Annotated in this window: 13 protein-coding genes; all 13 read right to left on the bottom strand. The window is 72.0% G+C overall.

Going from position 1 to position 12,962, the window contains the following annotated elements; all coding sequences use genetic code 11:
- Positions 1–201: 201 nt before the first annotated feature.
- On the bottom strand, positions 202–2,415 hold the full coding sequence (locus ABD671_RS16600) for a RelA/SpoT family protein (RefSeq protein ID WP_344734549.1): 2,214 nt from the start codon (positions 2,413–2,415) through the stop codon (positions 202–204).
- Between the two features lie 280 nt (positions 2,416–2,695).
- Entirely contained in the window at positions 2,696–3,253 is a 558-nt protein-coding gene (locus ABD671_RS16595; protein ID WP_344734548.1) for an adenine phosphoribosyltransferase, read from the bottom strand.
- Positions 3,254–3,264: 11 nt separating this feature from the next.
- Positions 3,265–4,512: a protein translocase subunit SecF gene (gene secF, locus ABD671_RS16590; RefSeq protein ID WP_344734547.1), complete on the bottom strand. Its 1,248-nt coding sequence runs from the start codon at positions 4,510–4,512 to the stop codon at positions 3,265–3,267.
- Positions 4,512–6,395, bottom strand: a complete 1,884-nt coding sequence (gene secD, locus ABD671_RS16585; protein WP_344734546.1) for a protein translocase subunit SecD — start codon at positions 6,393–6,395, stop codon at positions 4,512–4,514. Before secD ends, secF begins: the two co-directional genes overlap by 1 nt.
- A gap of 2 nt (positions 6,396–6,397) precedes the next feature.
- Positions 6,398–6,721: a preprotein translocase subunit YajC gene (gene yajC / locus ABD671_RS16580; RefSeq protein WP_344734545.1), complete on the bottom strand. Its 324-nt coding sequence runs from the start codon at positions 6,719–6,721 to the stop codon at positions 6,398–6,400.
- Positions 6,722–6,923: 202 nt separating this feature from the next.
- Positions 6,924–8,012 (bottom strand): Holliday junction branch migration DNA helicase RuvB, encoded by a 1,089-nt coding sequence (gene ruvB, locus ABD671_RS16575; protein ID WP_344734544.1) that lies wholly within the window; start codon positions 8,010–8,012, stop codon positions 6,924–6,926.
- Between the two features lie 6 nt (positions 8,013–8,018).
- Positions 8,019–8,618, bottom strand: a complete 600-nt coding sequence (gene ruvA, locus ABD671_RS16570; protein WP_344734543.1) for a Holliday junction branch migration protein RuvA — start codon at positions 8,616–8,618, stop codon at positions 8,019–8,021.
- Complete coding sequence (gene ruvC / locus ABD671_RS16565) at positions 8,615–9,148, bottom strand: crossover junction endodeoxyribonuclease RuvC (RefSeq protein WP_344734542.1); 534 nt, start codon at positions 9,146–9,148, stop codon at positions 8,615–8,617. The genes ruvA and ruvC overlap by 4 nt, the downstream gene beginning before the upstream one ends.
- 127 nt (positions 9,149–9,275) lie before the next feature.
- Positions 9,276–10,043, bottom strand: a complete 768-nt coding sequence (locus tag ABD671_RS16560; RefSeq protein ID WP_344734541.1) for a YebC/PmpR family DNA-binding transcriptional regulator — start codon at positions 10,041–10,043, stop codon at positions 9,276–9,278.
- 32 nt (positions 10,044–10,075) lie between these two features.
- The gene (gene pdxT / locus ABD671_RS16555) at positions 10,076–10,678 is read right to left on the bottom strand and encodes a pyridoxal 5'-phosphate synthase glutaminase subunit PdxT (RefSeq protein WP_344734540.1); all 603 of its coding nucleotides are present in this window, start codon (positions 10,676–10,678) and stop codon (positions 10,076–10,078) included.
- Positions 10,679–10,721: 43 nt separating this feature from the next.
- Complete coding sequence (locus ABD671_RS16550; protein WP_344734539.1) at positions 10,722–11,687, bottom strand: signal peptidase I; 966 nt, start codon at positions 11,685–11,687, stop codon at positions 10,722–10,724.
- Entirely contained in the window at positions 11,684–12,355 is a 672-nt protein-coding gene (locus ABD671_RS16545; RefSeq protein WP_344734538.1) for a TasA family protein, read from the bottom strand. Before ABD671_RS16545 ends, ABD671_RS16550 begins: the two co-directional genes overlap by 4 nt.
- The gene (locus tag ABD671_RS16540; protein WP_344734537.1) at positions 12,348–12,881 is read right to left on the bottom strand and encodes a signal peptidase I; all 534 of its coding nucleotides are present in this window, start codon (positions 12,879–12,881) and stop codon (positions 12,348–12,350) included. Before ABD671_RS16540 ends, ABD671_RS16545 begins: the two co-directional genes overlap by 8 nt.
- Positions 12,882–12,962: the final 81 nt, after the last annotated feature.

The raw sequence follows: 12,962 nt of genomic DNA, 5'->3' as shown, positions 1-12,962 counted from the left end.
ACCACCTACACCGGCCGCTACCGCATCGGCACCGGACCCTGGACCCCCATCCCCACCACCCGCACCATCACCGGACCCACCACCCCCCTCACCATCCGCACCGCCACCCCCCACCTCATCGCCCCCGACTGAAACCACCGGAACGGCGACATGCCGAACGCCCCGTCCTCGCAGTCGAGGACGGGGCGTTCGGTCGATCAGCTACTGGGTGACGCGGTAGGCGTCGAAGACACCGGGCACGTTGCGCACCGCGCGCAGCACGTTGTCGAGGTGCTTGGTGTCGGCCATCTCGAAGCTGAACCGGCTCTTGGCGATGCGGTCGCGGGTGGTCGAGAGCGTCGCGGAGAGGATGTTCACGTGCGCGTCGGAGAGCGCCATCGTGATGTCGGAGAGCAGGCGGGCGCGGTCGAGGGCCTCGACCTGGATGTTCACCAGGAACGTCGACTTGCTGTTGGGCGCCCACTCCACCGGCACGAGCCGCTCGGAGTGCGTGCGCAGCTCGGTCGCGTTGGTGCAGTCGCCGCGGTGCACCGACACGCCGCCGCCCTTGGTGACGAACCCGAGGATCTCGTCGGGCGGCACCGGGGTGCAGCACTTGGCGAGCTTCACCCACACCTCGGGGGTGCCCTTGACGATGACGCCGACCTGGTCGCCGCCTCCGACCTGGCGGTGGTGACGGCGTCCGGTGATGGTGACGGCCTCGGCGAGGTCCTCCTGGGCACCCTCCGAGCCGCCGTGCGCCTCGATGACCCGGTGGACGACGGCCTGCGCGGAGAGGTTGTTCTCCCCCACCGCCGCGTAGAGGGCGGAGACGTCGGCGAGCTTGAAGTGCTCGGCGGCGAGGGTGAGCGACTCGTGCGACATCAGGCGCTTGAGGGGCAGGCCCTCCTTGCGCATGAGCTTGGCGATCTGCTCCTTGCCCTGCTCGATCGCCTCCTCGCGCCGCTCCTTGGTGAACCACTGGCGGATCTTCGACTTCGCCCGCGGCGACTTCACGAAACCCAGCCAGTCGCGCGAGGGACCGGCGGTCGGCGACTTGGAGGTGAAGACCTCGACGACGTCGCCGTTCTCGAGCGTGGAGTCGAGCGGCACGAGGCGCCCGTTGACCCGCGCACCGATGGTGCGGTGACCGACCTCGGTGTGCACGGCGTAGGCGAAGTCGACGGGCGTCGACCCCATCGGCAGCGGGATGACGTCGCCGCGCGGGGTGAAGACGTAGGTCTCGGCGCGGTTGATCTCGAAGCGCAGGGACTCCAGGAACTCGCCCGGGTCGTCGACCTCGCTCTGCCAGTCGAGGAGCTGACGCACCCAGGACATGTCCTCGAGGTCGCCGCGCTTCTCGGTATCGACGCCGGAGCGGCCGTCCTCCTTGTACTTCCAGTGCGCGGCAACGCCGTACTCGGCGCGGCGGTGCATGCCGAAGGTGCGGATCTGCATCTCCACCGGCTTGCCCTGCGGCCCGATCACGGTCGTGTGCAGCGACTGGTACATGTTGAACTTCGGCATCGCGACGTAGTCCTTGAACCGGCCGAGCACCGGGTTCCACCGCGAGTGCAGGATGCCGAGGACGCCGTAGCAGTCGCGCATCTCGTCGACCAGCACGCGGATGCCGACCAGGTCGTAGATGTCGGAGAACTCCCGGCCGCCGACGATCATCTTCTGGTAGATCGAGTAGTAGTGCTTCGGTCGGCCGGTGACCTTCGCCTTGATCTTCGCGTCGCGCAGGTCGGCCTCGACCTGGCTGATCACCTCGGCCATGAACTGGTCGCGCGAGGGCGCCCGCTCGGCGACCATGCGCACGATCTCGTCGTAGATCTTGGGGTGCAGCGTGGCGAAGGCGAGATCCTCGAGCTCCCACTTGATGGTGTTCATGCCGAGCCGGTGGGCCAGCGGCGCGTAGATATCGAGGGTCTCGCGCGCCGTGCGCTCCTGGCTGGCCTGCGGCACGAACCGCAGCGTGCGCATGTTGTGCAGGCGGTCGGCGAGCTTGATGACGAGCACCCGGATGTCGCGCGACATCGCGACGATCATCTTGCGGATGGTCTCGGCCTGCGCGGAGTCGCCGTAGACGACCTTGTCGAGCTTCGTCACGCCGTCGACGAGGACGGCGATCTCGTCACCGAAGTCGGCACGCAGCTGCTCGAGGGTGTAGGGCGTGTCCTCGACGGTGTCGTGCAGCAGCGCCGCGGCCAGCGTCGGCTCGGTCATGCCGATCCCGGCGAGGATGGTGGTGACCGCGAGCGGGTGGGTGATGTAGGGGTCGCCGCTCTTGCGCATCTGCGTGCCATGCAGGCGCTCGGCCGTGGTGTAGGCGCGCTCGAGCAGCGCGAGATCGGCCTTGGGGTGGTTCGCCCGCACAGCGCGGAACAGCGGCTCGAGCACCGGGTTGGTCGGCGCACTGCTGCGGGTGCCCATGCGCGCGAGCCGCGCGCGGACGCTGCGTGCGGACTGCAGCGAACTGGACGACCCGGCCGGCGGGACGGCGGCGCCGCGGGCGGGGGCGGTGCGGACGCCGGTGGGCGGAGCAGCGTCGGGGACGCGATCGGGACGCCGGGCGAGGTTGGCCTCGCGCGCAGGCGGTTCGGGCTCCGCCGCCGCTGCCGGCGCCTGCCCGGTCGTCGTCCCGCGCTCCTCGCTCACTCGGTCAGTCTAGTCGCGAGGGCCGACAGCGCACGCGGGACGCGGACGAGAGCGATCAGATCGTGAGGAGGCTGGTGACCTCGACCCCGCCGAGCGCCTCGCGCCACGGCAGGAAGGAGAGGTCCATGAGGACGGCGATGCCGACGACCTCCGCGCCGCACGCCTCGGCCAACTCGCAGGTCGCGCGGGCCGTGCCCCCGGTGGCCAGCACGTCGTCGACGAGGAGCACCCGGTCGCCCGGTCCGACGGCGTCCCGGTGCACCTCGAGGGTCGCTGAGCCGTACTCGAGGTCGTAGGAGACCGCGTGGGTCTCGCGCGGGAGCTTGCCGGCCTTGCGGACCGGCACGAAGCCCGCACCGAGTTCGAGGGCGACGGGGGCGGCGAGGATGAACCCGCGCGCCTCCATGCCGAGCACCTTGGTGACCGCGGCCGTGCCGTCGGGACGGCGGCCGGCCGAGGCCAGGCCGCCGACCACCGAGCGCAGACCGTCGTGGTCGGCGAGCAGCGGCGTGATGTCCTTGAACACCACCCCCGGCTCGGGGAAATCGGCCACGTCGATGATCAGCCGACGCAGCGCCTCCCGCCCGGCCTCCCGGGCGGCGTCCCCGGCCAGGGGCGACACGACTACTTCTTCCCGCGCTTGGACTTCGCCTGGCGCGAGGGCTGGTTGCGCCCGGCCGCGCCGCTCTGCTGCACGGGTCCGCGGGCGGGCGGGACCGTGCGTCCACGACCGACGGCCTCCTCCGCACGCGGCGGGGCGACGCGGGCCGGCGCACCCACGGGGGCGTCGTCCTCGTCGAGCTCGGCCGGGTTCTCGGCGTCGGCCACCGGCATGTCCTCGGTGAAGGCCGGGACCGAGGCGTAGCGGTCGGCAGCGGCCTTGGCACGGGCCTTGGCGCGCTTCTCGGCGAGCTTCACGTCGTCCTCGGTCGACTTCAGGTGCACCACGACACGCGGTGCGAGGAAGACCGAGGAGTAGACGCCGACGGCCATGCCGACGAACTGGGCCAGCGCGAGGTCCTGCAGCGAGCTCGCACCGAGCTGCACGGTGCTGACGTAGAGGATCGCGCCGATCGGGATGAGCGCCACGATCGAGGTGTTGATCGAGCGCACCAGGGTCTGGTTGACCGCCAGGTTGGCCGCCTCGGCGTAGGTGGTGCGCTTGAGGTGGAGGTCCTTGGTGTTCTCGCGGATCTTGTCGAACACCACGACGGTGTCGTAGAGCGAGAAGCCGAGGATCGCCAGCAGACCGGTGACCGCGGACGGCGTGACGGTGAAGCCCGAGAGGGCGTAGACGCCGACCGTGATCGCGATGTCGTGGATCAGCGCGACGAGCGCACCGACCGACATCTTCCACTCGCGGAAGTAGAGCGCGATGAAGATCATCGTGAGGATGAGGAAGACCAGGACGCCGATCGCGGCGCGCTTGCCGACCTCCTGGCCCCAGCTCGCGCCGATCTCGGACTGGGAGATGTCGCGGGCGACGTCGCCTTGCGGGATGTCGAGGGTGGAGCGGATCGCCTCGGTGACGGTGGCGTTCTCGGCCTCGGTGAGCGACTCGACCTGCACGGTCAGGCCCTGGCCGGCCGTGGTGACGGTCGGGTTGCCGGTGGCCTCGACGCCGGAGTCGACGACGGCTTGGCGCACGCGGTCGGCGTCGTTCTGGTCGAGGGTCTGCCCGGCGATGTTGACCTGGTACTCGATACCGCCGGTGAACTCGACGCCGAAGCTGAGGCCCTTGAACAGCACCACACCGAAGCAGAGCGCCACCAGGACGCCGGAGAAGGCGTAGAAGCGGCCACGCCGGTTGACGAAGTCGATCGAGCGGCGACCGGTGTAGAGGTCGTTGCCGACCCGCGAGAACTTGCCCATCAGGCCTTCCCTCCTGCACGGAGCTTGGAGCTGAGCGAGGCGCCGCCGGGCGCGACGGCGACGCCGTCCATGCCGAGCGTCTCGGGGCTCAGGCCCGAGAGCTTGCCGCCGCCGTTGAAGAAGCGGTAGCGCGCGAGGTAGGAGACCAGCGGTTTGGTGAACCAGAACAGCACCGCGAGGTCGATGGCCGTGGAGAGGCCGAGGGCGAAGCCGAAGCCCTTCACCACGCCGGTGGCGAAGATGTAGAGGACGGCGGCCGAGAGCAGCGAGACCACGTTGGCGGCCAGACGCGTGACGCGCGCCCGCTGCCAGCCGGACTCGACCGCGACACGCATCGACTTGCCCTCGCGCATCTCGTCGCGGATGCGTTCGAAGAAGATGATGAAGGAGTCGGCGGTGATACCGACGGCGATGATCAGACCGGCGATACCGGGGAGCGTGAGGGTGAAGCCGGCGCTCACGCCGAGGAGCAGCACGAGGGCGTAGGTGATCGCCGCCGCGACCGCCAGCGAGCTGAGCACCACCAGGCCGAGGCCGCGGTAGTAGAGCAGGCAGTACAGGGCGACGAGCGCCAGACCGGCGATGCCGGCGTAGATGCCGGCGCTCAGCTGGTCACCGGCGAGCGAGGGACCCACCGTGACGGTCGAGGGCTCCTCGAAGGCGATCGGCAGCGAGCCGTACTTCAGGCTGGTGGCCAGGCTCTGCGCCTCGGACTGGGTGAAGTTGCCGGTGATCTGGGCGTTGCCGTCGAGGATCGGGCTGTTGAAGGTCGGGTTGGAGAGCACCTGGCCGTCGAGCACGATGGCGAACTGGTCCTCCGTGCCGGCCATCGACGAGGAGATCTTCCCGAACTCGTCGGTGCCCGAGCCGTCGAAGCTCAGCAGCACGGTCCACTGCACCTCGCCCTGCGGGATGGTGGCGCTGGCGTCGGTCAGGTCGGTGCCCTCGATCGCGGCAGCCGAGAGCAGGTAGGCGACGCCGTTGTCGTCGCAGGTGATCAGCGGGAGCGCGGGGTTGTCCTCCATCGCCCGCGCCCCGTCGGGCGGGCAGGTGAAGGAGTTGAACGCGGTCTTGCACGCCTCGGTGGGCGCCTTGTACCAGGCGAGGGGGTCCTTGATGTTCTTGTCGCCAGGAGCCGCAGCGACGCAGGCGTCGATGAGCTTCTGCTCCTCCGGGGAGACCGCCGGGGTGCTGGTCGCCGAGGCGCTCGGGGAGGCAGTAGCGCTCGGGTCGGCGCTCGCCGTGCTCGAGGGGTCGGCGGACGGCGTGGCGGTGGCCGAGGGCGAGGCGCTCGGGGACGGCGTGGTGTCGGCGCGGCGCACCCCGAAGGAGACCGGCGGCCGGTTCTTCGCACCCGACTGCGACTTCTGGCCCGACTTCTGGCCCGACTTCTCGCCCGACTTCTGGCCCGAGTTCTGGCCGCTGCCGGCACCGGTGGACGGCGACGCGCTCGGCTCGACGGTGGCCTCACCCGAGGGCAGGCCGGTCGAGCCGGTGGTGGCGGCAGAGCCGCACTTGCCGTCGAGGGTGGAGCAGGCCACCAGGCGGAACCGCAGCTGGGCCTGCCGCTTCACGGTGTCGATGAGGTCGCGGCGGGAGTCGCCGGGGATCTCGACGGTGATGAATCGGTTGCCCTGCGTGGTGACCTCGGCCTCGGAGACACCCGAGCCGTTGACCCGCTGGTCGATGATCTTGCGGGCCTCGTCGAGGCTCTGGGTGGACGGGTCGCCCTTCGCGATCAGCGTGATGCGGGTGCCGCCCTCGAGGTCGAGGCCGAGCGCGGGCTTCCAGGTGCCGCCGATGGCGACGAGCCCGAAGAGGATCGCCACACCCGCGAAGAACGCGATCAGGGCGCGTCCGGGTCGGGCGGTCTTGCGTGCCATCTCTAGTTCTCCTCCGCACCGGCCGGGGTGTCCGGCGCGGCGTCTGGGTGGGGATCGTTCAGGTGGTCGGGCGACACGATGGCGCCGATGGCGCCGCGCGCGACCTTGATGAGGACGCCATCGGCGATCTCGACGCGGACATGATCGTCGGCGATCTCGCGGATGACGCCGAAGACGCCCGACGTCAGCAGGATCTCGTCACCGAGGGACAACGACTGCTGCATCGCGCTGAGTTCCCGGTTGCGCCGCTGGGCGGGGCGGATCAGGAACAGCCAGAGGATCGCTGCGAACGCCACGAAGGGCAGTAGGGAGACGAGCTCCTTCACGAACGGACCCCTCGATGACGGCGGACGGACGACGGAAACCGACCCGCGGGCACGACGAAGCGGTCCGGGCGGGCCGACGGGCCAGTGTAACTGCGCCCACGCCCACGGCCGCATCGCCACCCCGGGTGCGAGGGCGACCAACGACGGTGGGCGACGACGAACCGGGACGACGGCCACTCCCACCCGGACGGCGGCGCCGGGTTCAGTCGTCGAACAGCGTGCCGTCGAAGCCCGCGGCCGGGGCGGAGAGCCCCAGGTGCGCCCAGGCGGCGGGCGTGGCGATCCGCCCGCGCGGGGTGCGGGCGAGGAAGCCCATGCGCACCAGGAACGGCTCGGCGACCTCCTCGACGGTCTCGCGCTCCTCCCCCACGGCCACCGCCAGGGTCGAGACCCCGACCGGTCCGCCGCCGAACCGGGAGCAGAGGGCGTCGATGACGGCGCGGTCGAGCCGGTCGAGACCGAGGGCGTCGACCTCGTACAGGTCGAGCGCCGCCTCGGCGACCCCCCGGGTGACGACGCCGTCGGCACGCACCTGGGCGAAGTCGCGCACCCGGCGCAGCAGCCGGTTGGCGATGCGCGGGGTGCCGCGGGAGCGCGAGGCGATCTCGGCCGAGCCCTCGGGGGTCAGCGACACCCCGAGCAGGCCGGCCGATCGGTGCACGATGCGGTCGAGGTCGGCAGGCTCGTAGAACTCCAGCTGGGCGGTGAAGCCGAAGCGATCGCGCAGCGGCCCGGGGAGCAGGCCGGCCCGGGTGGTCGCGCCGACGAGGGTGAACGGCGGGATCTCCAGCGGGATCGCGGTGGCGCCGGGCCCCTTGCCGATGACGACGTCGACCCGGAAGTCCTCCATCGCCATGTAGAGCATCTCCTCGGCGGGCCGCGACATGCGGTGGATCTCGTCGACGAAGAGCACATCGCCCTCGTTGAGACCCGAGAGGATCGCGGCCAGGTCGCCGGCGTGGGTGATCGCGGGCCCCGACGTCAGCCGCAGGGGCGCTCCCATCTCGTGGGCGATGATCATCGCCAGCGTGGTCTTGCCCAGCCCCGGCGGACCCGACAGCAGCACGTGGTCGGGCGCCCGGCCGCGCAGCCGCGCGGCCTCGAGCACGAGCCCGAGCTGATCGCGCACCCGCGCCTGCCCGACCACTTCGCCGAGCGAGCGTGGCCGCAGCGCGGCCTCGACGGCGCGCTCGTCGCCGTCGGCCTCGGCCGCGGTGAGGTGACGCAGGTGCGCCGACTCGGCCGCCTCCAGGGCGGCGAGGTCGAGGTCGTCGAGGTCGTCGTCGTGCATCGCGGATCAGGCCTTCGAGAGCACGCGCAGGGCGGCGCGCAGCAGGGCCGCGACGTCGGGGGCCGCTCCGGCCTCGGGGGCCACGGCCTCGACGGCGCCGGCGGCGTCCTTGGCCGACCAGCCCAGACCGACCAGGCCCTGGGTGACCTGGTCGCGCCAGGCCTCCTGCGCAGGCGCCGCGGCGGCGGTGCGGACGCCGCCGAGGGGCGATCCGAGGCGGTCCTTGAGCTCGAGGATGATGCGCTGGGCGCCCTTCTGGCCGATGCCGGGCACGCGGGTCAGGGTCTTGACGTCCTCCGAGCCGACCGCCCGGCGCAGGTCGTCGGGGCTGAGCACGGCGAGCATCGCCTGGGCGAGTTTCGGGCCGACGCCCGAGGCGGTCTGGAGGAGCTCGAAGATCGACTTCTCGTCGTCGTCGAGGAATCCGAAGAGCGTCAGGGAGTCCTCGCGCACCACCATCGAGGTCGGCAGCGTGGCCGCCGCTCCGGTGCGCAGGGTCGCCAGCGTGCCGGGCGTGCAGAGCAGTTCGAGGCCGACGCCGCCGACCTCGAGGACGGCGCTGGTGAGACCGACCGCGGCCACCCGGCCGGAGACGAACGCGATCACGACGACCTCCTCGCCGCCGCGACGGCGCGCAGGCGGGCTTCCTCGATACGGGCCTGGGCGCCTCCGCGCCAGACGTGGGTGATGGCCAGCGCGAGCGCGTCGGCGGCGTCGGCGGGCTTGGGGGCGACCTCGAGGCGCAGGATGCGGGTGACCATCGCACCCACCTGGGCCTTCTCGGCCCGGCCGTTGCCGGTGACCGCGGCCTTGACCTCCGAGGGCGTGTGCAGGGCGAGCGGGATGCCGCGCCGGGCCGCGCACACCATGGCGATGCCGGCGGCCTGGGCGGTGCCCATGACCGTGCTGACGTCGGAGCGGGCGAAGACGCGCTCGACCGCGACCGCGTCGGGACGGTGCTCCTCGAGCCACGCCTCGACCCCGCGTTCGATGGTGACCAGGCGCTCGGCGACGGGCAGGTGGGAGGAGGTGCGGACGACGCCGACGTCGATGAGCCGCAGCGGCCGGCCGACCGAGCCCTCGACCATGCCCAGACCGCAGCGGGTCAGGCCGGGGTCGATCCCGAGCACACGCACGCGGCTCTCCTTCTCGTCGAACGTCTGTTCGGGAGCCTAACCGGCCGCACCGACACCCGCCCGGTACGACACGCGGCCCGGGGAGATCTCCCCGGGCCGCGTCGTCGATCAGATCGCCGAGGACGCCTCAGGCGTCGATCGCCTCGAGCACGTCGTCGGGGATGTCGGCGTTGGTGAAGACGTTCTGCACGTCGTCGAGGTCGTCGAGCACGTCGACGAGCTTGAAGACCTTCGTGGCCGCGGCCGGGTCGGCGACCGGGATGTCCATCGAGGCGACGAACTGCACCTCGGCGGAGTCGTAGTCGATGCCGGCCGACTGCAGCGCGCTGCGCACCGCGACGACGTCGCCCGGAGCGGAGGTGACCTCGAAGCTCTCACCGTGGTCGGCGACGTCCTCGGCACCGGCGTCGAGGGTGGCCTCGAGGACGTCGTCCTCGGCGATCTCCTTGCCCTCCTGGGACTTGGCGACCACCACGACGCCCTTGCGCTCGAAGAGCCGCGAGACCGAGCCGGGGTCGGCCATGGTGCCGCCGTTGCGGGTGACGGCGGTGCGCACCTCCATGGCCGCGCGGTTCTTGTTGTCGGTGAGGCACTCGACGAGCAGGGCCACGCCCTGGGGTCCGTAGACCTCGTACATGATCGTGGAGTAGTCGGCGCCGCCGGCCTCGAGGCCGCCGCCGCGCTTGACCGCACGGTCGATGTTGTCGTTGGGGACCGACTGCTTCTTCGCCTTCTGGATGGCGTCGTAGAGGGTCGGGTTGCCGGCGGGGTCGGGGCCACCCATGCGCGCCGCGATCTCGATGTTCTTGATCAGCTTGGCGAACAGCTTGCCGCGCTTGGCGTCGATCGCCGCCTTCTTGTGCTTCGTGGTCGCCCACTTGGAGTGGCCGGACATGCGCTACCTCTTCACTCGCTTCTCGCGCGGCGTCAGCCGCGACCCACCAGATCGACGAAGAGCCCGTGCACCCGGGCGTCGCCCCCCACCTCGGGATGGAAGGACGTCGCCATCAGGTGGCCCTCGCGAACGCCGACGATCCTACCGTCGGCCGGGCCGCCCTCGACACGAGCCAGCACCTCGACGCCGGGGCCCACCTCCTCGACCCACGGCGCCCGGATGAACACGGCGTGCACGGGGTCGTCGAGCCCCGCCACGTGCAGGTCCTCCTCGAAGGAGTCGACCTGACGCCCGAAAGCGTTACGGCGCACCGTGACGTCGAGACCGCCGACGGTCTCCTGGCCCTCCACACCGCCCTCGATGCGGTCGGCGAGCAGGATCATCCCCGCGCACGTGCCGAAGGCGGGCATGCCGGCCGCGACCCGGTCGCGCAGCGGCTCCAGCAGGTCGAAGATGCGGGCCAGCCGGATGATCGTCGTCGACTCCCCGCCCGGCAGCACGAGGCCGTCGCACCGCGCCAACTCCTCGGGACGCCGCACGGACAGCGTCGCCACGCCGAGCGTGTCGAGGGTCTGCAGGTGCTCGCGGACGTCGCCCTGGAGCGCGAGGACGCCGATGGTGGGGGTCGCGGACACCCGCCAGATCCTAGGGACGCCGTCCTCCGATGCTCGCGCCGGGTCAGGAGCAGGTCGAGAGCAATGCGAGGGTGACGGTGTAGGTGCGCACCGGCGAGGACGCAGCCGACTGCCAGGCGTTGTAGTTGGTGCGCACGCTGAACTTCCCGCCGGTGATGAGGCCGTTGAGCGTGATCGTCGGCGAGGTGACGACCGTGCTCTGCGAGCCGCTCGAGCCGTAGTTGACGGTGTAGGAGGTGGCGTTCGGCACCGCCGCCCAGGTGAAGGTGATCGCGCCGACGCCCAGCGAGCCCGGGCAGTTCACCGTCGGCGGGGTCGGGGTCACCGGCTGGAGGCTCGTGCCGGTCAGCGCGACCGGGTCGGTCCACGCGGCGGCCTCGGCCGTGCCGCCCGAGGCCAGGACGACGCCGGCGGTCACCGTGGCGGTCGCACCCCGGGCGAGTCGGCGTCGTCCCCGACCCGACGGCCCCGACAGCCCCGACGGACCGGACGGCGTCGCCGGGCCGCGGGCGAGGATCAGGACAAGCGCGCCGAGGTAGGCGAGCAGCACCAGCCGCCCGGTCGGGCCCTGGAGCCAGGCGATCGCCCGGCCGGCCTGCGGGACGGCGAAGGCGACCACCTGCACGCGTGCGCTCGCGCCGAGGTCCACCGGCTCGGGGTCGGCCACGGCGTTGGCGTCGCCGCGCAGGTGCAGGCGGATCACGTCGGCGGAGGGGCGGTCGATCGCCACGATGCGGTGGGTCACCCGCTCGTCGGGGCGCACGAGCACGCTGGCGGCGTCGCCTACCCGCACGGAGGTCACGGGCACCGGGTGGAGCACGGCCAGCGATCCGATGGGCAGCGCGGGCTCCATGCTGCCCGAGCGGACGACGACGGCCTGCCCGCCGGTGACGGCCGCGGCGATCGCCCCGCCGAGGCAGACCAGGCCCACGACGGCGGCGGTCGCCAGCAGCACCCGGGCCGGGAGCCGCACCGCCAGCCGCAGCACACGCGAGATCGGTCGGCTCACGAGATGTCCGTGGTGCCGGTGAAGGTCAGGGTGACGGTGGCCGTGGTGCCGGCGAGGCTCTGCGGCGCGTTGGCGTCGAAGGTGAGCTCGACGCACATCGACACCGTGCCGGCCGATGCGATCGGCCCCTGGCGGGTGCCGACGAGGGTGGTCGAGGTCGTCGAGGTGAGCGAGGTGCTGGCGAGCAGCACGGTGCCGCCGGTGCACGTCGCGGCGTTGCCGCTGCCCGAGCGCGTGCCGCCGACCACGAGACGCAGCTTCGCCGCGCCGGCGCTCGAGAACGCGGCGGCGTCCGTGCCGCCGAGCCCGCCCGCGACGGTGTAGTCGAGCGGGGCGGTGCCGGCGTTCTTCAGGGTGACCACCTGGGCGCTGGTGTTGCCGGGCACCATCGCCGACATCGAGAGCGTGGTGGTGGTGACCGCGTCGAGGTTGTCGATCTTCAGATCGATGGTGCCCGAGGTCAGCGTCGTGCCGCTGACCACCACGCTGTCGGTCCAGTGCGCCCAGGTGCCGGAGACCCCGAACACGGCGACGACGCCGAGCGCCGCGGCAGCCTGCGCCCGCGGGCTGCGCAGGCGGGCGAGCGGCGCGCTCCGAGCGCGCCGTCGCCGTCGGACGCCGCGCGCCGGGCGCGACTCAGACCTCGACTCAGACCTCGACTCAGACATGGTGCAGCTCCCCCGCCGCCTCTCCGGCCGGGACGGCGCGGCGCCGCTCCCGTGCCGCGAGCACGAACTCCCGGCACGCCGCGGCGGCCAGCGCCAGGGCGATCAGGCGCAGCACGAGCGTGCGGTCGAGGCCGAGGAGGAGGTTCAGCCGCCCGACGTACGGGACGGCGTACCAGAGGCGCCCGCGGATCTGCACCGCCTGCACCGGCTCGGCGTCGGGTGCGGGGTTGGCGTCGCCCTGGGTGATGAAGATCGGCTCTCCGCCGACACCGACCTTCATCCCCACGATGCGGTGGGTGACGACGGTCGGGTCGCCCGAACGCACCTGGTAGGTCACGACGTCCCCGACACCAAGGTCGCGGGGGTCGGTCGGTCGCACCACCACGAGGCTGCCCGGCGGCAGCTGCGGTCGCATCGAGGAGGTCAGCACGGTGTAGGGCGTCGCGCCGGCCAGGCGCGGGATCACCCCGGCGACCACGGCGATCGCACCCAGCACGAGGGCCGCGCAGGTCGCTGCCGCCCGCACCGCCGTCCGACGGCGCCCGCTCCCCCTCCGGCCGGTCCGATGTCGCTGTGCCATCCGCGTCTCCCCCTCGCGTCCGGCGCC

It is taken from the genome of Nocardioides fonticola (assembly GCF_039536805.1).
Taxonomy (GTDB): Bacteria; Actinomycetota; Actinomycetes; order Propionibacteriales; family Nocardioidaceae; genus Nocardioides; species Nocardioides fonticola.
The sequence above is the reverse complement of the archived record's forward strand: the minus strand, read 5'-3'. Positions and strand labels throughout refer to the sequence as shown.

What these genes read in the sequence shown, in the direction of transcription:
- ABD671_RS16600 (WP_344734549.1), bottom strand. Translation starts at nt 2,415, where the DNA reads ATGGGCACCCGCAGCAGTGCGCCGACCAACCCGGTGCTCGAGCCGCTG.
- secF (WP_344734547.1), bottom strand. Translation starts at nt 4,512, where the DNA reads ATGGGCAAGTTCTCGCGGGTCGGCAACGACCTCTACACCGGTCGCCGC.
- secD (WP_344734546.1), bottom strand. Translation starts at nt 6,395, where the DNA reads ATGGCACGCAAGACCGCCCGACCCGGACGCGCCCTGATCGCGTTCTTC.
- ruvB (WP_344734544.1), bottom strand. Translation starts at nt 8,012, where the DNA reads ATGCACGACGACGACCTCGACGACCTCGACCTCGCCGCCCTGGAGGCG.
- ABD671_RS16560 (WP_344734541.1), bottom strand. Translation starts at nt 10,043, where the DNA reads ATGTCCGGCCACTCCAAGTGGGCGACCACGAAGCACAAGAAGGCGGCG.
- ABD671_RS16545 (WP_344734538.1), bottom strand. Translation starts at nt 12,355, where the DNA reads ATGTCTGAGTCGAGGTCTGAGTCGAGGTCTGAGTCGCGCCCGGCGCGC.